Here is a 23,887-nt window from a genome sequence, read left to right as displayed (position 1 = left end):
TGAAAAACTTAATTAATTTTTATTAACAATTTGGATGTCTAATCAAATATTAGTATCAAGCAAATAAGAATAAGATCTAATTATAAATCAATATTATCTAATGGGAATAAATCTTGATTAACTGTTATTATTTTTAATAATTCTAGCATCATAACATATAGTTTTATTTTTTTTGTATACAATGATAATAATTTTTGGTTATATCTTAACAAAATTTTTCTGATTTTATTAAGGGCTTCAAAAATAGGGAAATTAGTTAAAAAATTATTATTTAATATGATTAAATTTCTTAAGTTTTTAATTAATTTAACTGTCAATTTTCACCGATCAATTATTCATTGATCAAGTTAGCTTGAGCGTTACGTCTCCACATTTGGGGCTTTATTCTTCTTAAGGCCGAAGCCTTAAACTGTTGATCCCATTTTTCTTGGGAAATTTGCGCTAAATCTGTTAATTTTGGAGCAATATTGTCGGGATAGGGGCGAAAGTCTGTGACATCCGTTTCCTGTGCAAAACGCTCATTCCAAGGGCAAACATCCTGACAAATATCACACCCAGCCACCCAGCCCTGTAAATTTTCTTTAATATTCTGAGGTAAATCAGAGCTACGGTTTTCGATTGTATGGTAGGCTATACAGAGGTTAGCATCCACTACGAAGGGTTTAACGATCGCTTGGGTGGGACAAGCCGTAATACAACGATTACAAGTACCACAATGGGAAGTATGGGGGCGATCGGGAGTTAAGTTTAAATTAGTGATAATTTCCCCTAAAAACACCCAACTGCCGTAGTTTCTGGTGATTAAATTGCTATTTTTGCCGATCCAACCTAATCCTGCTCTTTGCGCCCAAACTTTATCCTGTATGGGAGCAGTATCGGCATAATAACGGGTTGTAATCTGAGGATGTTGAGATTCTAACCAGAGGGAAAAAGCTTTTAATTTTTTTGTCATGACTTTATGATAATCCCGCCCCCAACCATAGCGTGAAATTTTACCATATTCAGAGCTATTAGGACGTTGATCGGGAGTATAATAATTTAGAGCTAGGGAAATTATAGAGCTTACATCTTCCATTAACTCATAAATATTTTGTCTTTTTGGGTTTTTCATCCAATCTAAATCTGCATAATAACCTTGATTTAACCAAGTCAGTAAATTTTTATTAGCTAAATCCTCATAATTAATTTCGGCAGAGGCAATTCCTACTAAATGGAAACCAAAATTGAGGGCTTTTTCTTTGATCAAATTAGAGTTAAGGGAAGTAAGATTAAGGCTAGGCATTGAGATTTAAGGTATTAATATTTAATGATAAAAGTTCTAATTGTTTTAATTCTTAAAGTTAATAAATAATCCCCCTTTGCTTTTATTTTAAAGCTTTAGGGGGTAAGGTCTAACAAATTTAGTTTAACAATTGACAATTATTTTACACATTGAATTAAACAATTATTAAATATTAATTATCAATTGTTGATTGATAATTTAAACTGGCTTGAATCAAGCCCACAAATAAAGGATGGGCTTTATTGGGGCGGGAATTAAATTCGGGGTGAAATTGGGTGGCAATAAAGAAAAGATGTCTTTTTAACTCGATAATTTCTACCAATCTACCATCGGGAGATGTGCCACTAATTACATAATCTTTTTCTAAAAAATGATTACGATAAGCATTATTAAACTCATAACGATGGCGGTGACGCTCATAAACTACCTCTTGTTGATAAAGTTGATAGGTGAGGGTGTCCGGTGTTAAACGGCAAGGGTATAAGCCTAAACGCATTGTTCCTCCAAGGTCTACCACGTCTTCCTGTTCAGGTAATAAATTAATCACAGGATTAACTGTATCGGGGACAAATTCGGCACTGTGAGCATTTTCTAACTGTGCTACGTTGCGCGCCCATTCAATAATTGAGCATTGCATCCCTAAACATAACCCTAAAAACGGAAGATTGTGAGTTCGTGCATATTCGATCGCCTTAACTTTGCCATCCACGCCCCGAATACCAAAGCCTCCGGGTACAACTACCCCGCTCACGCCTTGTAAATATTCCGCCGCTCCATTAATCTCGAGATCCTCTGCGTTCACCCATTTTAACTCGATCTCACTCTCACAGGCGATCGCCGCATGGCCGAGGGCTTCCACCACCGATAAATAGGCATCACTTAACTGGATATATTTACCCACGATCGCTATCGTGACTTTATGATGGGGGTTTTTCATTTTGTCGACCAAATTTTGCCACTGACTCAGATTAGGCTCTCTTTGTTCAAGACGTAATAACTCTAAAACTTGGGTGGCTAAACCCTCTTTTTCCAAATTCAGAGGTACTTCATAAATACTACTAGCATCGGCTGAGGTAATTACTGATTCTACCGGAACATCACAAAACTCAGCTAATTTTTCTTTCATTCCTTGTTTTAAGGGCTTTTCACAGCGACAAACTAACACATCCGGTTGAATGCCAATGGATCTAAGCTCTTTAACGGAATGTTGAGTGGGTTTTGTTTTCATTTCTCCGGCCGCCTTGATCCAAGGAATTAAGGTAACGTGCATATATAGCACATTATCGCGCCCCACATCCTTCCTAAATTGACGAATTGCCTCTAAAAAGGGTAAAGACTCAATATCTCCTACCGTTCCACCAATTTCTGTAATGACTACATCAGAGTTTGTATTACGGGCTACTCGTTGTATCCTCTCTTTAATTTCGTTAGTAATGTGAGGAATAACTTGAACCGTAGCACCATCATAAGCGCCCCTACGCTCTTTATTAATCACAGATTGATAGATTAAGCCTGTGGTGACGCTATTTAAACGAGACATGGAAGTATCGGTGAATCTTTCATAATGCCCTAGATCCAAGTCAGTTTCCGCCCCGTCTTCCGTGACGAATACTTCCCCATGTTGAAAAGGGCTTAAAGTGCCGGGATCTACGTTAATATAGGGATCAAGTTTGAGGATCGAGACGGAATAATTACGAGACTTAAATAAACGCCCTAAACTAGCCGCCACAATGCCTTTACCAATACTGGAAACCACACCACCTGTAACAAATACAAATTTACTCATATAATTTAATTTAGTGAACTGACATCATTTTAATCAAACTATCAAATTTAACATTTTTTACCATCAATTAATCTGAAATTTTAACAAGCAGATAGCAAACAAGCACGAAAAACCTTAATCTTTAAGCTCGATCGCACTTCAAACTTCTTTAATATCAATTAAATAATTTTTAATACGAATATAAAAGTAATTATTTTTCCAATTCAGAATAATTAAATTACTGATTTATCATAATCAAACTCACAGAGCTTTAAATTTTTTCCAAATATTAATAATTCCCGGCTGACTTCCAGTAACTAAAAATTGTCCATCTGGACTAAAAATAATTGGGTTTTCTCCTTGTATTATTGTTAATAATTCTAGTGTCGAAATATCCCATAATTTGACTTCTTGAGCGGAGGCTGTGGCTAAAATTTTACCATTAGGATGTAAAGCCATTGATAAAATAGGGGATGAATGGGGTGTAAATGAAAACATTAATTCTCCTGTTTTTAGCTCCCATTTTTTGACGGAATAATCTAAACTACTACTAAATAAAGTTTGATGATCTGGACAAATAACTAAATCTGTAATAGTGGATAAATGTCCTTTAAGATGATAATTTTGATATTGTTTTTTAACTTGCCAAACTATAATTTGATCATCTAAATCACCACTTACTAAATAATTACAATCCCTACTTAAAGCTAAACAAGTAATTCCACTTTGATGCCCTTTTAAAGTAGTAATATGTCTTCTGTTTAATACTTCCCAAACATTAATCATTTGATCTGAACTTCCACTGAATAAATATTTTCCGGTTGGGCTAAATAATAAGGAAGTTATTGAGCCTTGATGACTATGATTAATACGAGGTTTAATAAATGTTTGGGCAAAACTTTTAGTATCTATTTTCCAACAAGAAATATTTTGATCAAAACTGCCTCCCACTAGGAAATTATCTTGTAGATCAAGGGCATAACATCCGCTTTTTAATCCGAAAAATTGAGTGATTTTTTCTCCTGTATAAATATTTCTTAAGGTAATAGTTTGATCATCACAGCCACTAGCTAAAATTTGACCATTTTTATTAAAAGCAAAGGCGTTAATTTTTTGATTATGTCCTTTAAATGTATAGTGATGTTGCCAAGAATTTTGATTAATTATGGTGGGTTTTTGAACAGTTTTAGTAGTGGCTGAATTAACTTGATAGGATTGATTAATTTGGTTTTGTTTTTGCTTAACTTTTAATTTAAGATATTCTAATTCATCTTCTAATTCTAAGTTTTGCCACATCTTATTTTCTTCATATTCTTGAGTTATTTTTCCTAAAAGATAAGCATTTTCATAATAATTTTGTGCGGAATTTCCCACCCCAACCATTTTGGCAATGCCGTACACTCCTAAACCGATGATTCCTCCGGCCATGGCCATTGTTCCCATGCCAATGCCCACGGCCGTGCCTCCCATGCTTAAGCCCATTCCCCCTACTACTGCATAGGTGGCCATTCCACCGATCGCACCTACTCCGGTAAAACCTAAAGCACTATGATCACCATCTTCTATTGCTTTGATCCCACCATAAAGAGCAGATCCAGCGATCGCTCCTGTTCCCATCATCGCACCTAAACCCAAACCCAAACCTCCAAAACCGCCCACAATACCTGCACCGCCTACGGTGGAATAAACCGTTGCACCTACCATTGAGCCACTAAGAGGTAAAATTACACTGTCGGATGTATTTATATTTTTCATAATCTTAAGTTATATAGCAATCCTAAATAGGTTGTGGCAAAATTCCATATTGATAAAGTTTGGGGAAATCAAATATTTGACCATGCGCAAAAAACTTAAATAGCCACTTTACTATTTTAAATGATTTACATAAATGATAGAATTGTCTAATAAAATTTTTCACTTGTAGCCAAATATCTTCTACCGGATTTTGTTCTGGAGCATTAGGGGCAAATTTATGACAAGTAATTAACCATTCTTCTTCCAATAAATCTTGATTTATTATAGTTAAATACTCCCTAAATTCTTTTGAGTCATGATAGGTTGCTCCATCCCAAAATATTGCTAATCTTTTTCCTTTTCTTTTTGATAGTAAATACTTGATAAATTTGATCGTATTTTCTGTATTTCCACTTTCATATTCTTTGACAATAAATTCTTTAGTTTGATAGTCTAATGCCCCATAATAAGTTTGTCGGCTTTTTCATTTTTAATGGGAATTTCTATTCTTTGATCTGTTCTTCCCCAAACATAACCTAAAATGTCTCCCCAAAGTAAATGACATTCATCAATCATAAACACTACAAGCTCTCCACTCTCTATTTCTTCTTTCCAAATCTCTAATTTTTCACTGATTTCTTTTTTTTTAGCTTCGACTAATTCGTCATTTTTAGCCGGATTCTTTTTTGAGTTTTTTCCAACTTATTTTCGCTTCTTTGAGCAAACTATAATAACTTTGATTGGATTTATAAATAATATTATATTCTCGCTCTAAATAAATTTTTAAATCTGATAATCTTAAATATTCTTGCTCTCTTAACCAATTAATAACTTGGTCTTTTCTTCTAGTTTTAATTCACTTTTAGTTCCTTTAAACTGTAATTTCAAGCTTTCTACTCCACAAAAAAGAGCTTGATTTTTCCACATACTAATAAAGCTATGAGAAACTTGTAATAATTCTTTTACTTCATGGTATGATTTTCCTTCTAAAATCATTTTGACAGCTAAAGCCCTTTTTATTTCTTTAGCCTCTTTTGTTTGATTGATAAAATCATTTAACTCAGAAATAATGTTCATTTTTTTTTCCTTGAATTTAGATTATAATTAATATTATATCTGTTATGACCTATTTAGGATTGCTATAGGTAAATAGTTAAGACTTAGTAAGTTTTTTTAAGCTAAATTATAACTTATACCATTTACAAAAAGTAAGTTCAGGGTTAGTATAGGAATAAATTAACAGGAGCAATAGTATGTCAGGAATATCAAAAATAGAAGTAATTGAATCAGCAGATACACTAAAAAATCTCATGAAACAACAAAAAACAGCTTTGAATTTTGCCAAAGTTCAAGCTTTATATCTTTGGAAAATTCAAGTGGCTGAAACGATCAGATACTTAGCGGTAATGATGGGGCGTAGTGAGAGAACAATTTACGAATGGTTTCACTTATATAAGACGGAAGGATTAGACGCATTATTACAAGAACATAATAAAACAGGAAGACCAAAAAAACTAGAGCTAGAAACAGTTGCTCTGGTCAAAAAGAATTAAGTGAGCCTCAAGGATTTAACAGTTACCAAGAAATAAAAATATGGTTATTTACTTGTCAAGATATTGAGATAAGTTATACCACAATACATCAATTAGTGAGATACGAATTAGGGGCAAAATTAAAAGTACCACGTCCTTATCATGAGTATCAAAATGAAGGGGTAATATCCGTATTTAAAGAGTATTTACCCATAAGATTAAAAGGCATAATAGCTCAAATAAAAGAGAAATGGGGTGATACTAAAAATATTTGTTACTGGTGTCAAGATGAAACTAGATTAGGTTTTAGAACAGAATTAGGAAGGAAAATAACTTTAAAAGGAGTCAAACCAGAACAAGAATTACAATGGCATTATGACTATTATTATCTTTATGGATTAATCGAAGTAGAAAATGGCAAAAGTTTTTTCTATGAACTATCTCATTTTAATAGTGAATGCTTTGGTAAATATTTAACAGAATTTAGTAAAGAATATCCCGATGAGGTTCATATAATACAGTTAGATAATGCACCCTGTCATACTGCCAAAAAGTTAGAAGTACCTGAGAATATAATTTTGTTATTTCAACCACCTTATTGTCCAGAAGTAAATCCGATTGAAAGACTGTGGTTATATATCAAACAACAGTTAAAAAATATCTGGTTTAAGAACTTAGATGATGTCAAAAATAAAGTAGCTAATATCTTAAATAATTTACAAGAAGATTTTATCCTGTCTTTAGCAGGTTGGGATTATATTGTTAATGCTTTATCTGTGTAGCTACTTTTTGTAAATGGTATTAATTTAAAGACAAAAAATTTTTATTTGTGCAAAAAAAACACTTCTCTTAATTGAGAAGTATTTTTTTTAGACTTGATTTAGAATTAATTAGATGAAAGTTTTAGTTTATTTTCATAACTTAAAACGGTATTTTGTAATAACATGGCTACGGTCATGGGGCCAACACCTCCGGGTACTGGGGTAATATATTTGGCAATTTTGGCTACGGACTCAAAATGCACATCCCCGACAATTTTTGATTTTCCGTCTGATATTTCAAGACGGTTGATCCCCACATCTATTACCACTGCACCTTTTTTGACCAGATCGGCCGTTATAAATTCCGGTTTTCCCACCGCTCCAATTAAAATATCCGCATTAGCGGTAATTTCGGCTAAGTTTTGAGTGCGAGAATGGGCGATCGTGACGGTGGCATTTCTTTCTAATAACATTAAGGCTAAGGGTTTTCCTACTAAAATACTACGGCCTACAACCACCGCATTTTTCCCTTCCAATTCAATGTTATATTCATCTAATAAAGCCATTACTCCGGCTGGGGTACAACTTCTTAAGCCTTGTTCTGATCGCACTAAATGGCCTAAATTAACGGGGTGTAAACCGTCTGCATCTTTTTCGGGTGCAATTTTATGTAATAAAGCCACAGCATCAAATTGAGGAGGGAGGGGAAGTTGAATTAAAATACCATCTACTTGATCATCATGGTTTAATTGTTCAATTACATTTTCTAATTCTTGTGTGCTAATATCGGCGGGAAAATGTTTTCCAAAAGAAGCAATTCCAACTTTTTTACAGGAATGTTCTTTATTTCTAACATAAACTGCACTAGCTGGATTATCTCCTATCATTAAGACGGCTAAACCCGGAGGCCTGCCTATTTTGGGTTGTAAGGTTGCAATTTTCTCTTTTAATTCTTGCTGAATTTTATGAGCGAGGGCTTTGCCATCTAAAATTTGTGCTGTTTGTTCTAACATAGAATAATCTCAATAAGCGTGATAATTTAATATAATTATAATTGACCATTTGCAGATTACATGATCACAAGTAAGATTGCTATTTCACCAACTATGAATAATTAATTACCAATGATTAAAAAAGTTTTGATTTTTAAATTTAGTTTAGCTTCTTTATTATTCTGTGGAATAATTGGTCTTAATTATTCTACACAAAAGTTACAAAGTTTAACAGTTTTAGCACAAGAAACTATTACCGTAACAAAAATTGATCATATTACTCAAGAAATTTCTCCTAATTCAATTTATTTAACGGGAGAAGTAACGGAAATTGCGCCTTTATTGGGGCAAGGAGCTTATGCGTTAAGGGATCAAAGTGGTATTATTTGGGTATTAACAGAACAAAATTTACCTAATATTGGCGAAATTGTTTTAATTCAAGGTGAAATTCAATATCAAAGTATTCCGGTAGATGGTCAGGATATTGGGGAATTTTATATCAAACAAACTCAAAATTTAGCTCTTAATCAGTATATTGTAGCAATTGCAGAGGATACTACGGTTGTAGAAACTCCCATTACCCCCACTCCCGAAGAAACGGCGGTAGTGCCAACTCCCGTTACCCCCACTCCAGAAGAAACGGCGGTAATACTAACTCCCGTTACCCCCACTCCAGAAGAAACGGCGGTAATACCAACGGCTGATAATATTATTATCGAAAACCCCCAACCTAGAAAATTACCTTTTGAGCCTCAATTTATGCCTCATAAATAGTAAAGTATTTTCAAAGTTGGGGAAAAATGCCATTTTTATAAAGTTATGATCTACATAATTGATCGAGCAAATGCCCCTTAAAAAGGGGCATTTAAGGGAAACTTAAGTTAATCAGAATTGGCTCAAAATGATTGGTTTTTTAATCATTTTTGCTTTGATCTAAAATCAATTTTTCTCGGTGAATATGTACTAAATTAAATTCAAAATTAGTCACTTTATTTAACATATAAACCACATGATCCCCCGTTAATAATGTACCATCATTACGACAACTTCCCACATAACGCAAAATACTTTGATGTTGATCAATCACTTTTTCTAATGATAAAGAAAAGAGGCGATCACACAAATTAACTGCATTAATTTTACCCGATTTTGTTTTCTTTTCTAACAGTATTTCTTGACTATTATTGACTAAATTTAGATAATTTTGCCAGTCTTCAAAATTAGCTTCATCTGTTAGTTTTTCTACCGTAATTAAATATTCGGCTTTATTTAATAATTGGGTGGCCGCCTCACTTTTAACTCCGATTTCTTCTACTTGATAAACAGGTAAATCTTCCGATAATTGTTCTTTTAATCGGGCGGTAAAATCATCAAGATCTAAGCGTTTTCTTAACTCAAAATCAATAATTTCTCCGCTACTGGTAGCCCCCAAACTTAAGGCGTTAGCGATGGAAATACGGGGGCTAGGATGAAAACCATTAGTAAAAGCGATGGGAAGGGAAGCCCTGCGCACAACTCTTTCAAATAATCTGACCAAATCTAAATGACTCACAAACCTCATATCTCCCAACTTACCAAACCAGACTCGGAAACGCTGTACCCTTTCCTGATCTCTGGGAAATTCTCCGGCAAACTGAGGAATGGGAGGTGCAGGATAAACCACATTATGGCCAAAATCGTTGCCACAAACCCCACAGTGGGAACAACCATCAAAAGCACAGTCTGGAATAGTCGCCGCCTCTAATGCCCGTTGTAAGTCGTCTTTGAGCCATTGTTTATCAATACCCGTATTAATGTGATCCCAAGGTAAAGGAGCATCTAAAAGCTCAGAATACTCTGAATTGGTAATAACAGGCATCTTGCCTGTTTGCTCATCAGACACAGCCAAGATGGCTGTTTGATCATCAGACACAGGCAAGATGCCTGTACTACGGGAAACTTGATCAAAAACATTCCATTCTCCCTTTTCTACCTGCCGATATTTCCATGTTAAGTCAGACTCATCAATGGCTTGTTCCCATGCTTTAAAGGCTTTGTCCACACTTTCCCACCATGAGTCCATCCCAGCACCTAACTCCCACGCCCTACGGATCACTTTCGAGAGTCTTCTGTCGCCTCGGCCTAAAAAGTCTTCCATTGCTGATATTCTCACATCAGTATAGTTAACTTTTACCCCTCTTAATTTATAAAATTCCGTTTTTAATAGCTCTTGTTTGCGAATAAACTCATCTGTAGAAACAGAATGCCACTGAAAAGGAGTGTGAGGTTTAGGGGTAAAGTTAGAAATAGTAATATTAAAATCTAATCTTTTACGCCCTTTCATGCGACATTCTTGGCGTAACCATTCAATAGTTTCTACAATTCCTAACACATCTAAATCAGTTTCTCCGGGTAAACCAATCATAAAATAAAGTTTAACTTTTTCCCAACCCTGTTCAACGGCGGTTTTCACCCCTCTTAATAATTCTTCATTGGTTAAACCTTTATTGATCACGTCTCTTAAGCGTTGTGTACCTGCTTCGGGGGCAAAGGTTAAGCCCGTTTTACGGATCCCGCCAATAATATTAGCGATATTTTCGTCAAAACGGTCAACCCTTTGGCTAGGTAAGGAGAGGGAGATATTTTCATCCCTTAAACGGTTGCGGATCTCCATGCCTACGGCCGGCAATGCCAAATAGTCGGAACAACTGAGGGATAGGAGGGAAAACTCATTATAACCTGTGGCTCTCATTCCTTTTTCGATCGCCTCGATCACCTGATCGGGTTCAACGTCCGTGGCCGGGCGGGTTAACATTCCGGGCTGACAGAAACGACACCCCCTTGTACAGCCTCGGCGGATCTCCACTGTCAGGCGATCGTGGACGGTTTGCACATAAGGCACTAAACCGATGGAATAGGCGGGAATAGGGGTGGCTACCCTTCTTAAAATTTGGGGTGGAACGTCTGGATGGTTCGGATGTACTGAGCCATCGGCGGCCATGTCATAAAAACATGGTACATAAACTCCCGGAACTTGTGCTAAATCTAAGAGGATTTCTTCTTTTGTTAAATTATTTTTTTTGCCCTGATCGATAATAAAACCGATTTCAGGGAGTAATTCTTCTCCGTCTCCAAGAGCTATAAAATCAAAAAAATCAGAGTATGGCTCTGGATTAGAGGTTGCAGTTTGACCTCCTGCAAAAATAAAAGGATAATTTCCCTCTTTTCTCTCCTGCCATGTGAGGGGAATCTGAGCTAAATTTAACATTTCTAAAATATTAGTTGCCCCTAATTCATAGCTTAAACTGAATCCTAATATATCAAATTCTTTTAAATCTCTTTTTGATTCTAAGGCAAACAGAGGATTATCTGTTTGTCTTAATTTTTGGGCTAAGTCGGGAGCGGGTAAATAGGTGCGATCGCATAACTGTCTCGGTTGAGCATTGATAATATTATAGAGGATAATGTGACCCAAGTTAGATGCTCCTACCTCATAAACCTCTGGATAGGTTAAAACCCAACGCACATTAGCACTCTCCCAGTCTTTATGCACTGCGCCCACCTCATTACCTAAATAACGGGCGGGTTTAAGAATTTCTGTATTAATTAATTCTTCAATTTTTAATTTCATATTTGTTACTTTTGACTGTTTTTTATTTATTATAGCCTTAAAACTTTAACTTGATGCACTGGTATAATATTTGAGGGCAAATTTCCAAAAATAACTAGAAAAAGTTAATAAACAAAAAGCTAAAATTCCCGATAAGAAAATCGTTAAAAATGAACTTCTCCCCAGTAAAGTTTCCGCAGGAATTGTTGTTAAAAAAGTTACGGGAATAATAAAGGTAAAAAATAACCGATAAACCGCAGGATAAGCGATAATAGGATACCTTCCCGCCTCTAATAATCCTTTTAAAACTTCGGTAATATTATAAATTTTTACAAACCAAATACTGGTTGCTCCCATCATAAACCAAATACTATATAATATAATCACTCCAAAACTAATGGGGATTAAACTGATGAGATAAGAACTTAAAGTAATTTTAAGTTTAATTCCGGCATAAAAAATTAATAAAATGCCAAAAATAATATCAGTAATTCCCCATAAAGAAATAGCCCGAAATGATAACCAAAATTGACTACTAATGGGCTTTAATAAGACAAAATCTAATGTTCCTAATTGTACTTGTCTAACGATCCTACTCAAGTTAGGAATTAAAAAAGTAGCGGATATTCCTTGTAATAAAGTGAATATTCCTAAGACAATTAAAGCCTGTTCCCAACTCCAACCATTGAATTGATAATTGTTATTATAAAATAAAAATAAACCGAAAATACTACCAATTAAATTTAAAATACTGGTTAAAGCGGCGATCGCAAAATTTAACCGATATTCTAACTCCCCTAAAATGGCAGTTTGCCAAAACAAAATTAAAACTTTAAAGTATTTTTGCAAAATTTTTAAATGAAAACTCTTTAATAATTTGACAACAGTTTTAATTATATAGTATTTTTGTTATCAAGTTCGAGAACCAAACATTTAATTAATCTTAAATCATTAAATAAATCAAGATTCAAAAATTAGTATCCTAATTAATTTTTGTAGTTTGACTAATCTTTAAAATGTTGATCATTAAAGCTAAAGAATATGTTAAGATTTAGATTACAATAAAATTAATTATCAATCTAATTTTCATTATCCCATTGATCGGTAGGAGTAATACTTTTGAATAACGAAACCCAATTTGAACCGGAGCTTGAAATTGAGTCTTTAGGGGAAACAATGGATGATCTGCCACAAGCTTTGCGCAGTGGTGTAATTTCCGTCAGAAAAACTAGAAATAATAATCTGCAAAAATCAAAACTGCTATTAGGGAGTTCTTTACTTTTAATTTTAGTTTCGATTATTTCAATTATTTTTATGAATCGCCCTTCTATTTCTTCTCAAGAAAATTCTAATTCTAATAATAATTCAGCTAATATTAACAATAATAATCCTGATAATCAGCAAGAATTATTAGGACATTTAAAATATGAAGAAGCCCCTCAATCAGAGTTAAAAGCGATTTCTTCCGATGGAAATTTTAAATTAAGAGAATCGGCCGCCGATAAATTTTTAGCAATGGAAGAAGCCGCTCGAAAAGACGGAGTAAATTTAACTTTGATTTCTGCTTTTCGCACCGTTGAAGAACAGAATCAACTCTTTTTTAAAGTGAAAGAGCAAAGGGGGCAAGTAGTCACCAAAAGGGCAGAAGTCAGTGCGCCTCCTGGTTACAGTGAGCATCATACAGGCTATGCGGTTGATCTTGGTGATGGTGACGCACCTGCCACCAATTTAAACCAAGATTTTGAAAATACGGAAGCCTTCCAATGGTTAGAAAAAAATGCGTCTAGTTATAGTTTTGAGTTGTCTTTTCCCAAAGGAAATGCCCAAGGAGTCAATTATGAGCCTTGGCATTGGCGTTTTGTGGGAGATCGCCATAGTTTAGAAACTTTTTATCAAGCTAAAAATTTACAAAAATCAAATTAATTTTGTTATTTTTGATTTGTTATGTGAAAGTTATTTAATAATTATTAAAATTAATTTTTTATGGAAAATTATCAAACAGAAAATCGTCAATGGTGGGTAGAAAAATGGTTAGAATTATTAGATTCTTACCGTTTTAAAAAACGCTTAGAAAGAGCTAGAATTTATGCTAGAGAAGGTCATATTTTATCCATTGAATTTGTGGAATCTCAAGTTTTAGCCAAGGTTCAAGGTAGCGATCCCGAACCCTATCAAGTAAAGTTATCATTAGAACATTTTAGCGATGAAGATTGGCAATTTGTGATTGAAAGTTTAAGTAAAAAAGCCATTTTTTCCGCCCAACTTTTAGCAGGGGAAATGCCCGATCAAATTGAAAAAGTTTTTACGCAAAATGGTTTAAATATTTTCCCTTTTACCCTATCAGATATTCGTTCCCGTTGTAGTTGTCCTGATAAAGCTAATCCTTGTAAACATATCGGTGCAATTTATTATCAATTAGCCGATCGTTTTAGTGAGGATCCTTTCATTTTATTTCAGTTAAGAGGACGCACTAAAGAGCAAATTTTATTAGCATTACGTCAATACCGTAGTGAAGTTAAAATTACAGAAGAAAACCCTAAAATTAATCAGGAAATTACCACAGCAAAAAGTCAAGAAGTTAACTTAAATTTAAGAGAATTTTGGCAATATCAAGAAAATCTTGATCCCTCATTAGTAGTAATTTCACCCGCCCCTGAAGCCCAAAAAACTGTTAATATTTTAGGTGCTATTCCCTTACCTTATAAAGAAGCAAAAATAGTGAAACAATACCTTAATCAAGCTTATCAAACTGCTTCTAATTATGGGGTACAATCAGCTTTAAATAGTTAAATTTTGTTCAAGATTAACCGGAACAAACAATGCGAAAACCAACATTTTTAACACAACTATTTCGATTGATTGAACCCCGATAAGCACAACGACAACAATCATTAAAATTACAATATGAGCCACCTCTAATTACTTTCATTTCATTTGTAATCAAAACAATTTTTTCCATTGAAAGTAAGATACCTTCATAATTAGTAATTGCCAAATTCTTTTGCTCATCATCTGACATTTTTTCATGATTAATTTTATAATAATAATCATTATAATCATAATGCCAATCATCTAAACACCATTCCCAAACATTACCAGATAAATCATATAAACCAAAATTGTTAGGTTTTTTTAAGCCCACTGGCTGAGTTTTTTCTCCTGAATTTTCTTGATACCAAGCATAGTTTTCTAACAGACTTTCTTCATTCCCAAAATAATAATTATTAACACAATTTAATTGATTAATTGAACCTTGACAAGCATATTCCCATTGAGTCTCCGATGGTAGGGTATAAAGTTTACTTGTATATTGGGAAATTCTTTGACAAAATTCCATCGCCTGATCCCAGTTTACCATTTCCACAGGGCGATCCCATTGGTTTTTAATAATATCTTGATCCTCGCAAGATCCTTGGGGAATTTTACTTGTAAAATAAGAAGGTTTTGGTTTTAAAGTAAGATTAATTTTTGGTAAATTCGCCACAACTCGCCATTGGGCTTGAGTGATGGGATATTTACTCATAAAAAAGGGGGCAACTGTCACTTGATGTTGGGGTTTTTCCGTCTGTCTGGCTTTTGGATTATGATCGGCGGAACCCATCAAAAATGAGCCTTCGGGGATAGCGATCATTTCAAAATTAGCCCGATCTATTTTTTTGCCAAAACTAAAAAAAGAGGAATTGACAGTTTCAATTTTAAAACTAAAATCATCTGATTGAGAATCAGAATTTTTAGCATATTTATTAATTAAAATCATATTAACTCGCCTCAATAATTTTGTGTGATAATTATATGAGTTAGAATTTTGGCATTTAATGATCAAAACAATTTTTTAAGCCTATTTTAACTAACTTATTCTGATTTATTTTTCCTTAAATGCAAAATTTCCTATCATCATCATAACATATAATATTAATTAATTGTTAAGATCAAAGTCTTAAAATTGAAAAGATTAATGATAATAATTTTTTATTGATTAATCATATTGTTAAAATTAAAATTATGATTAATCCAAATGGTTTAATTTACGCAATAAATCTATTAATTTAGCACCATCAATAAAATGAAAACCTTGATAACAGTCAGTATGAATTAAATTATGGGCGATCGAGGGGGGATAATGTTCTTTAATATCATCAATTGCAATCCATTGGGATTGAGTTAGGTTATGATCTTCAAGATATTGTAAAATTTCTTGATAACGGAAATATTTAACATCAGCATAAAACTCAAGAAAAGGCGTTACTCCTACAATATTTTGGGCAATATCTGGCGAAAATTTTGACTTAATAAAATCAAGATCAAAAATTTCTTTCCATGCGGAAGAAATCACTATTTTATAATAGTTATGAAAGGAACGTAAAGCCATTTCAAAAATAGTAAGACATTTAGGATCTAAAACTGCATAATTTTCAATTGAAATATTACCTTCCTTGACTAAAACTCCATCAATATCTAAAAATATATAAATCATAATGTTTGATTGTTTAAGAAAAATCTTGTAACAATTGACAATGAACAATGAAAAATGGACAATTGACAATTATCTTTACTTAAAAGTAGAAGATTCTGCTAAGGTTAAAATAAATCTTGAGATTAATGTCAAATTATACCTTTTTTTCATCTCATTCAGTCTAAAATCATTTAAAACTTAATTTTAATTTTTCATGAGTAGAACTCCTAAATTAAAATATGATCGAGGTACATTAATTTTACATCCCCCCCCAAAAGGGAAGGCTTGGATCGAATATGCAACGTGGGACGATCGCATCGAAAAATTTAGGATCCCCGCTATTGATTATCCTTTAGTCGTTGAAGCCTTAAAATCCGCCGAGGTGACTTTTATTGATGAGGCTTCAGAGTTTTTTGAGCTTGAGCTTAAGTCCAGTTTTGAGATGACTCCCTATCCTCATCAAGAGGAGGCCTTATTAGCATGGAAACAAGCACAAAGGCAGGGAGTGGTAGTATTGCCCACGGCCGCCGGAAAAACCTATTTAGCACAGTTAGCGATGGAATGCACCCCCCGCACCACCTTAATTTTAGTGCCTACTTTAGACTTAATGCACCAGTGGTATGCCCAAATGAAGGCGGCCTTTCCCGATGTGGAGGTGGGCTTATTAGGAGGAGGATCGAAGGATTTATCCCCTATTTTAGTCTCCACTTATGACAGTGCGGCCATCCATGCCGAGACTTTAGGCAATCGTTATGCCTTCATTGTGTTTGATGAATGTCATCATTTACCAACGGAGTTTTATCGAGTGATTGCTGAATATGCGATCGCTCCTTATCGTCTAGGCTTAACTGCTACTCCTGAACGCACTGACGGCAAACATCGAGAGTTAGAAACCTTGATCGGGAAAGTAGTCTATCGTAAAACGCCAGAATCATTATCTGGTAAAGCTTTAGCCGATCATAAAGTGGTAACAATCAAAGTTAAACTTTCCCCCCATGAACATCAGCGTTATACTGAGGCTATCAAAATTCGCAATAATTTTCTGCGTCAAGCGAGGATTAATTTAGGTAGTTTACAAGGATGGCAAAACTTTATACAAGCTAGTGCCAGAAGTTCAGAAGGGCGTAGAGCGATGTTAGCCCATCGTGAATCTAAAGAAATTTCGGCCTGTACCGATGGAAAATTAAGAGTTTTAACGGAAATTATTACGGAGCATTACCCCGAAGGGATCCTAATTTTCACCAATGATAATGCGACAGTTTACCGAATTTCACAGGAATTTTTAATCCCTGCTATCACCCATCAAACTCCTGTTAAAGAGCGTCATGAAATTTTAACCTACTTTAAAGAAGGAATTTATCGTTTATTAGTGGCCTCCCATGTGTTAAATGAAGGGGTAGACGTGCCTGATGCGAGAATAGCGGTTATTTTATCCGGTACAAGTTCCACAAGGGAATATATCCAGCGTTTGGGCAGGATTTTGCGCAAAGGAAGCACTCAAAATAAACAAGCAATTTTATATGAAATAATTGCAGAAAATACCAGTGAAGAAGGTGTTGCTCAACGGAGAAAAGGCGATGATATGAATTATTTTCAGCCAAAACAAAACAATAAAACACCTGAAAAACAAACACAATTAGAAATATTACCCTCTTATTATTCGGAAAATATTAATTTTCCCAAAGCGGCCGAGGATTGCGCTCCTTGGGGGGAAAATTAAATAATAAGTAATAAATAATAAGTAATAATAGCAATTATTAAAAATTAAGTATTATGTCAATTTATAAAAACCGAAAAAATAGCTTAATTCCCATTAAAAATTTATCTAAAAATTTTGGGCAGGAAATATGGCACAGATTAAAAAAAGATAAAATGGCACTATTAGGAATAATTCTTTTATTATTAATAATAATAAGTGTATTTTTTTTGCCTTTTATTTATCAAGTACCCCCCGATAAAATTGATTTTAGTCAAGCTACTAAAGCCCCCAGTTTACAACATTTATTTGGCACAAATGATCTAGGTCAAGATCAGTTAGCTAGAGTATTATTAGGGGGGAGAATTTCCTTAACAGTTGGCATTACCTCCATGTTAGTAGCGGTTTTGTTAGGTACATTAATCGGGGCGATCGCTGGATTTTTTGGGGGAATAATTGAAGGAATTTTAATGAGAATTACCGATTTATTTTTATCATTACCACAACTGCCCCTTTTATTATTAATTGTTTATTTATTCCGAGATTCTTTAAAAAAATTTGTTGGAATGCAGTCTGGTATTTTTCTATTAATTGTAATTGTAATTGGCAGTTTAAATTGGATGTCAGTGGCTCGTTTAGTTAGGGCAAATTTTTTAAAATTAAAAGAAATGGATTTTGTAGAATCTGCTAGAGCATTGGGGGCATCACCTTGGCGTTTAATCTTAATTCATCTGTTACCGAATGTGTTAGGAATTATCATTGTGGCCGCAACTTTAGCCGTAGGAAATGCCATTATTACCGAGTCAACTTTAAGCTTTTTAGGCCTAGGTTTTCCGCCGGATATTCCCACATGGGGAAGAATGTTATATGATGCTCAAAATTATTTAACTTCTGCCCCCTATTTAGCTATTTTTCCGGGTTTAGGTATCTTTTTAACAGTATTAAGTATTAACTATATTGGTGATGGTTTAAGAGATGCTTTTGATCCAAAAAGTAAAAAATAAACTTTAAAAATAGAGCTTATTAATTAATAGTTGATCATTGATAATTAATAATTGTTAAAAGTAGGGACATAGTAGGGCTATGTCCACACTTTTTAATAATCACAAATAATCACAATTATCGCTCATAAACAAATTCCGTTCCCACTGACATCGGTAAACTCGCCCTACGATAACTGCGCACCTGATCACTGCGTAAAGAAGTGCTAAAAGGGTTGGGCAGATCAGGCACTCTGATCACGGGATCGCTTTGGGTTTGCTGTTGCATCATATCCGTATAAATATGATTAATTAACTCCGCATCCCATGAAATCTCGTTTTCAGGGTAATTTCCTTCAGGGAAACTTTCATAGCCAAAAAAGAAATCAAATTGACGATCGATCATCAAATTTTTAAAATAACGATTAGAGTCGAAATAATATGCGTTTTCTATGACTTGATTATGAGTTTCAAGGGGTATTAACTCTGTTTCTACATACATATTTTGAACGGAAGGGGTTTGCGCGATCGCCATAGAAGTCATACTACTAGCCGCCGCCCCTAAAACGAAGGCAGTCATAAAATTAAGAAATTGCTTAGACATAGTTTTCTTCTTATTAAATACTGTGATGATTTAATGATTTGTCATTATCAATTGTCCATTGTTAAAGGAGAAATACTATCAATTATAATTGAAATAATTAAGATTTTCCTTAATTATGAATCAATTTAATTTAATTGTATGAAAAATTTAAAAAAATTATTATTAATTTTAACAATTTGTTTAGGGCTATCAAATTGTCAGCAACAACAATCAAGGGTTTTTATTGTTAATATGGGAGATTCCTACACTTCAGGAGATGGTAGCAAAAAACAGGGCGAAACATGGCAACAAGTGGCGATCGGGGATACTCCAACCCATCAAACTAGCCAAAGATGTCATCGCACCAAATATAATCGCACCGCCGTGGCCGTAGCAAATCTAAAACAAAATTATCATCATCTTGAATATCTTGATGTATCCTGTAGTGGGGCTACTATTTTTAATGGAATTTTAGGAACTTTTGCCGGCCATCAAATCGAAAAAACACCACAATTAACGATTAAAAATGAAGATAAATTACCCTTAGATTCTCAAATTGATCAAGTCAAAGAACAGTTAATTAATAATTTTAATCCCGATCGAGATCAATTAATTATTGTGTTATCTATAGGCGGTAATGATATAGGTTTTTCTTCAATTATAGCGGCCTGTTCCTTTCAATTTTTAGAGGGATTATTTAAACCTTTAACTAAAGGATGTGAAGAAAATATTAATCTTAAAAATAATTTAAAAACAGGTATTAAAAATAGTACGGCAGTTATCGGTTTAAATTTATTACCGGCCGCCTATGGAAAATTAGCAGAAAAATTAGAACAAGAATTAAACCCCGATCACGTTTTAATTACCCAATATCCCGATCCCACTAGAGACAGTCAAAGTAACTTTTGTGGCGGTTGTAAATCAAATTTAATTAATCAAATTACAGGTCAAAAAAATAATCAAAATGAATGTATAAACGATCAAGATTTTCAATTAAGTAATTTACAATGGGGCAATACAGAATTAATCAAAAGTGCAGGGGATTTTGTGTTTAATTGGGGTACAATTCCCAAACCAGAATTAATTGAATTTTCGTTACAAGCCATGACAAAAAAAGAAATGGAATTTGCCTATTATGAAGTATTAATTCCCCTCAATCAAACTATAAAAAAAGCGGCTGAAGATCATAATTGGATCTTAGTTAGTGGATTAGATCAACTATCAGTTAATCATGGTGTTTGTAGTCAAGAAAGTTGGTTTAATACCTTTGAACAATCATGGCAAAATCAAGATACGATTACAGGGGTTTTACATCCTAATGCAAAAGGTCATGAAGCTTTTAGTAAAATTTTAGAAATGGAACTAAAAAAACTATTATGAGTTGACAATTAATAATTAATAATTAATAATTAATTATTAATTAGTTAATTAAATTTAAAACCTTTTTTTTAGAGGAAAAATTAACAAAAATCAATTTTATTTTATTTATCTTAATACAAAAAAAGTTAATAAAATGTTATATAAATTTCAGGATCAAATTAATAATTTACAAATTCATTTATATCTTACTTTTCCGACACCATATATTATTAACAATTATCAAAAATTGTTACCCCATTGGCAAAAACCCCCAGAACAATTAATTATTTTTTTATTACAAAGTCAATTAGAATTAATAGAAAGTACCGATTTAGTTCAAAGAGAAAAAGACAGATTAAAAACTAAATTTTTTCAATTAGCAATTGATTTTCAACAACAATTTAATGAGAAATTAGAAATTATTTGTCCTCAAACGGGCAAACCAATTAATTCTAATTTTGCTCAAGATAATTTCGATATAATTGCAGTAATTCATCAAGTTTTAGGTATTGAATTTAAAACAACCAATGATCATTGTAAAGTTTTAAATTATAATAATTGGAAAAGTGCCGTTTATCCCTGTTTAATAGTTGCTCAAAATGAAATTATTTTAGATGAAAATAAATTAAATTCTTTCATCAAACTGATCAATAATTAACAACTTAAAGTTCTTTTTTGTGCAGTTTTACGGCCTAATAACCAATAGGTTTTCATCTCACCTTTACCTTTAACTTTAATCATACCACGATGATCTAAATTATATTTATCTTTTAAATGTAAATAGGTACTTTCTGTTACTTGAATTTGGCCAGGCTCTCCCGAAGATTCCATACGGGAAGCCACATTTACCGCATCTCCCCACAGATCATAAATGAATTTTTTAGTGCCAATAACTCCCGCTATAACAACACCCGTATTAATGCCAATTCTAATTTGTACATTCTCACCCCTTTCCGCACGAAAACGGGCTAAAGCAGACTGCATTTCTAAAGCCATTTCCGCCATCGCTTCCGCATGATCTTCCCTTTCAATGGGTAAGCCAGATGCCACCATATAAGCATCACCAATTGTCTTAATTTTTTCTAATCCTAATTGATCGGCCAAAGTATCAAAAGCAGAGAAAATTTCATTTAAAAGATTGACTAATTGAATTGGTTTTAAACGTGAAGAAAGGGGAGTAAAACCAACAATATCAGCAAATAAAATTGTTACTTCATCGAAATTTTCAGCGATAGATTCATGACTTTGTTTTAATTGATTTGCAATGGGTTCTGGCAAAATATTTAAAAGTAATCTTTCCGCTTTTTCCTGTTCTTCTGCAATAATTTTTCTGCCATCTTCAATAATTTCTAACATTTCATTAATCGCTGTTCCCAAATTACTTAATTCATCTTGGCCGCTAACTTCTACTCTTAATGATAAATCACTATTAGCTCCCACTTGTTTAACATCACTACTAAGATTACTTAATCTTAATAAAACCAATCTTTCTAATAATAATAAGGTACTAATACAAAAGATAATACTCACCACTAATAAAGAGCCAAGTAGATAAATTAAACTGGCTTGACCTTGTTTATAAATATCTCTTTTTAAAGTAATTTCTAATAATAAAGCTGGTTCTTTATTAATATCACTAATTAAAGTATAACCTGAGATGCGATCATTATTTAAGGGGCGAGTAATAATGGCCGGTTCTGCTTTAGAATTATGATTTTTTGTTAAATCTTCTAATTGATGTTTAATCATTTTTAAATTAGCATCTAAACTCTTATCATCTAATAAGAAAATATCAAGATCAAGCTTTGTTCTTTTCGCTAATTCTTGTTTTTTAAACTCGTCAAGATACCTCCCCATGACTAAACTACCTTGAATTGGGCCTTTATTTTCTCCAGTTAAAATAGGTTGGGAGGCAATAATTAAAATCTTTTGATCTAATAATAAAATACCACTAACTTCACTATTAACATCTTTATGACTAACTAATAAACCCCCTTTTCTAACCTGTTTTTGTAAGTTTTCAGGAATAGGAATATCTTGCTCTTTATTAATATCAAAACCCCTAGCAAAAATTTGTTTAGTCTGATTATTTAAAATTAAAAAAAAGTTAAGTTTTCGATCAATAAAGGTACTATCAATTAAATTAATAGACTTAAATGGAGGATTTTTACCCTGTACATAATTATAAGTATCATCCCAATGAGACCAATCAGTTACAGTTTCATTTAAGTTATTAACTTCCTCATCTATAGCCTCCCTAACTCGTTGAACATTTCTCTGGGTATCTTCTTCTTCTAAACGGGTAAAACTTCCTAATAAAATAAAAGAAAGGCTCACACTTAATACACTAATTAAGCCTACTAATAAAATGGTAATTAATAATAATGTTTTTTTGCGTAAACTCATTTAGTTCTCCCTAAGCAATTGACAATGAACAATTGACAATAAATAATAATTAAAAATAATTACGGCAGATTAGATCCAAATAAATTATAAATCATGATGAGATATTTTCAATCAATAATTTGCGAAATTTGACTAAAATAATAGTTCAAGACTAAATAAATTGATTTTTAATCTAATAACCAATTAAATAATTGTTGAATTGTTAATTCAAATTTTTCAGCAAAAGAAGGCACAGGAATTTTACGATCGGGCTGATCTAATACTTGTATTTCCTGTTTAGAAAGATAAATAAAAACTGTTTCTTCCTCTGGATCAATTAACCAGCCCATTTGCGTCCCATTTTTGAGACAATGAAGAATATTTTTTATTACTTTTGTTTGATTTTGTTCAGGGGATAAAATTTCAATTGTCCAGTCAGGCGCAATATTAAAACGATTGATGATTTTTCCTGTTTGATCACGGGGTATTTTTTGATTGGTATAAACAGAAACATCTGGCACAATTGATCTTCCGTCAAATGTACACCTTAATTCGGGAAATGATCGAGCAATTTTTTGACTTTTAAGTATACCATTAATGGCGGTGCATAATTCACCTTGAATAACGCTATGTTTTCCTTGGGGCATAGGTTTCTGAATAATTTGATGATTAATAAATTCACTGGCCGGTTTTGTTTCAGGTAGTTCTAAAAACTCCTCTAATGTTAAAGATTTAGTTGATATTTGTAGCATATTTTAATAATTATTTAAAAGTAA

Annotated in this window: 18 protein-coding genes and 2 pseudogenes; 8 read left to right on the top strand and 12 right to left on the bottom strand. The window is 33.2% G+C overall.

Going from position 1 to position 23,887, the window contains the following annotated elements; genetic code table 11:
• Nucleotides 1-331 precede the first annotated feature (331 nt).
• From queG to Anndu_RS13365, 4 genes and pseudogenes are all read right to left on the bottom strand, one after another.
• A complete protein-coding gene (gene queG / locus Anndu_RS13380; RefSeq protein WP_464101679.1) occupies nucleotides 332-1,282 on the bottom strand; it encodes a tRNA epoxyqueuosine(34) reductase QueG in 951 nt (316 codons plus the stop codon).
• A gap of 172 nt (nucleotides 1,283-1,454) precedes the next feature.
• A complete protein-coding gene (locus Anndu_RS13375) occupies nucleotides 1,455-3,068 on the bottom strand; it encodes a CTP synthase (protein ID WP_464101678.1) in 1,614 nt (537 codons plus the stop codon).
• Between the two features lie 240 nt (nucleotides 3,069-3,308).
• Nucleotides 3,309-4,802 (bottom strand): WD40 repeat domain-containing protein, encoded by a 1,494-nt coding sequence (locus tag Anndu_RS13370; RefSeq protein WP_464101677.1) that lies wholly within the window; start codon nucleotides 4,800-4,802, stop codon nucleotides 3,309-3,311.
• 22 nt (nucleotides 4,803-4,824) lie between these two features.
• Nucleotides 4,825-5,849, bottom strand: a pseudogene (locus tag Anndu_RS13365) (IS630 family transposase).
• Between the two features lie 185 nt (nucleotides 5,850-6,034).
• Between Anndu_RS13365 and Anndu_RS13360 the strand changes: the two are divergent.
• A pseudogene (locus Anndu_RS13360) lies at nucleotides 6,035-7,095 on the top strand (IS630 family transposase).
• Between the two features lie 104 nt (nucleotides 7,096-7,199).
• Here the strand turns inward: Anndu_RS13360 and folD are convergent.
• On the bottom strand, nucleotides 7,200-8,087 hold the full coding sequence (gene folD, locus Anndu_RS13355; RefSeq protein ID WP_464101676.1) for a bifunctional methylenetetrahydrofolate dehydrogenase/methenyltetrahydrofolate cyclohydrolase FolD: 888 nt from the start codon (nucleotides 8,085-8,087) through the stop codon (nucleotides 7,200-7,202).
• Nucleotides 8,088-8,198: 111 nt separating this feature from the next.
• Here folD and Anndu_RS13350 point away from each other — a divergent pair, with 111 nt between their 5' ends.
• Nucleotides 8,199-8,840 (top strand): hypothetical protein, encoded by a 642-nt coding sequence (locus tag Anndu_RS13350; RefSeq protein WP_464101675.1) that lies wholly within the window; start codon nucleotides 8,199-8,201, stop codon nucleotides 8,838-8,840.
• A gap of 139 nt (nucleotides 8,841-8,979) precedes the next feature.
• On the opposite strand, the gene Anndu_RS13345 is transcribed toward Anndu_RS13350, so the two are convergent.
• On the bottom strand, nucleotides 8,980-11,676 hold the full coding sequence (locus Anndu_RS13345; protein WP_464101674.1) for a TIGR03960 family B12-binding radical SAM protein: 2,697 nt from the start codon (nucleotides 11,674-11,676) through the stop codon (nucleotides 8,980-8,982).
• Between the two features lie 45 nt (nucleotides 11,677-11,721).
• A complete protein-coding gene (locus Anndu_RS13340; protein ID WP_464101673.1) occupies nucleotides 11,722-12,504 on the bottom strand; it encodes an ABC transporter permease in 783 nt (260 codons plus the stop codon).
• A 327-nt stretch (nucleotides 12,505-12,831) separates the two neighbouring features.
• Between Anndu_RS13340 and Anndu_RS13335 the strand changes: the two genes are divergently transcribed.
• Both Anndu_RS13335 and Anndu_RS13330 read left to right on the top strand, forming a co-directional pair.
• The gene (locus Anndu_RS13335; RefSeq protein WP_464104099.1) at nucleotides 12,832-13,578 is read left to right on the top strand and encodes a M15 family metallopeptidase; all 747 of its coding nucleotides are present in this window, start codon (nucleotides 12,832-12,834) and stop codon (nucleotides 13,576-13,578) included.
• 60 nt (nucleotides 13,579-13,638) lie between these two features.
• Nucleotides 13,639-14,445, top strand: coding sequence for an SWIM zinc finger family protein (locus Anndu_RS13330; protein WP_464101672.1), 807 nt, complete (start codon nucleotides 13,639-13,641; stop codon nucleotides 14,443-14,445).
• 13 nt (nucleotides 14,446-14,458) lie between these two features.
• Here Anndu_RS13330 and Anndu_RS13325 read toward each other — a convergent pair whose 3' ends face one another.
• Nucleotides 14,459-15,412, bottom strand: a complete 954-nt coding sequence (locus tag Anndu_RS13325) for a formylglycine-generating enzyme family protein (RefSeq protein ID WP_464101671.1) — start codon at nucleotides 15,410-15,412, stop codon at nucleotides 14,459-14,461.
• A 249-nt stretch (nucleotides 15,413-15,661) separates the two neighbouring features.
• On the bottom strand, nucleotides 15,662-16,129 hold the full coding sequence (locus Anndu_RS13320) for an HAD domain-containing protein (RefSeq protein WP_464101670.1): 468 nt from the start codon (nucleotides 16,127-16,129) through the stop codon (nucleotides 15,662-15,664).
• A 193-nt stretch (nucleotides 16,130-16,322) separates the two neighbouring features.
• Between Anndu_RS13320 and Anndu_RS13315 the strand changes: the two genes are divergently transcribed.
• Entirely contained in the window at nucleotides 16,323-17,828 is a 1,506-nt protein-coding gene (locus tag Anndu_RS13315; RefSeq protein WP_464101669.1) for a DEAD/DEAH box helicase, read from the top strand.
• Between the two features lie 152 nt (nucleotides 17,829-17,980).
• The gene (locus Anndu_RS13310; RefSeq protein ID WP_464104098.1) at nucleotides 17,981-18,808 is read left to right on the top strand and encodes an ABC transporter permease; all 828 of its coding nucleotides are present in this window, start codon (nucleotides 17,981-17,983) and stop codon (nucleotides 18,806-18,808) included.
• Nucleotides 18,809-18,923: 115 nt separating this feature from the next.
• Here Anndu_RS13310 and Anndu_RS13305 read toward each other — a convergent pair whose 3' ends face one another.
• Nucleotides 18,924-19,388: a hypothetical protein gene (locus Anndu_RS13305; protein ID WP_464101668.1), complete on the bottom strand. Its 465-nt coding sequence runs from the start codon at nucleotides 19,386-19,388 to the stop codon at nucleotides 18,924-18,926.
• A gap of 138 nt (nucleotides 19,389-19,526) precedes the next feature.
• Here Anndu_RS13305 and Anndu_RS13300 point away from each other — a divergent pair, with 138 nt between their 5' ends.
• Together Anndu_RS13300 and Anndu_RS13295 are read left to right on the top strand one after the other, a co-directional pair.
• Complete coding sequence (locus tag Anndu_RS13300) at nucleotides 19,527-20,747, top strand: SGNH/GDSL hydrolase family protein (RefSeq protein WP_464101667.1); 1,221 nt, start codon at nucleotides 19,527-19,529, stop codon at nucleotides 20,745-20,747.
• Between the two features lie 133 nt (nucleotides 20,748-20,880).
• A complete protein-coding gene (locus Anndu_RS13295; protein ID WP_464101666.1) occupies nucleotides 20,881-21,384 on the top strand; it encodes a hypothetical protein in 504 nt (167 codons plus the stop codon).
• Here the strand turns inward: Anndu_RS13295 and Anndu_RS13290 are convergent.
• Nucleotides 21,381-23,132, bottom strand: a complete 1,752-nt coding sequence (locus Anndu_RS13290; RefSeq protein WP_464101665.1) for an adenylate/guanylate cyclase domain-containing protein — start codon at nucleotides 23,130-23,132, stop codon at nucleotides 21,381-21,383. The two genes, Anndu_RS13295 and Anndu_RS13290, sit on opposite strands and share 4 nt — an antisense overlap.
• A gap of 167 nt (nucleotides 23,133-23,299) precedes the next feature.
• Nucleotides 23,300-23,863 carry a Uma2 family endonuclease gene (locus Anndu_RS13285; protein ID WP_464101664.1) on the bottom strand — a complete coding sequence of 188 codons (564 nt, stop codon included), beginning with the start codon at nucleotides 23,861-23,863 and terminating at the stop codon, nucleotides 23,300-23,302.
• Between the last annotated feature and the right edge of the window lie 24 nt (nucleotides 23,864-23,887).

The sequence above is a fragment of the Annamia dubia NIES-4383 genome, from assembly GCF_055394725.1.
This window is presented reverse-complemented; position numbering and strand designations above follow the sequence as displayed.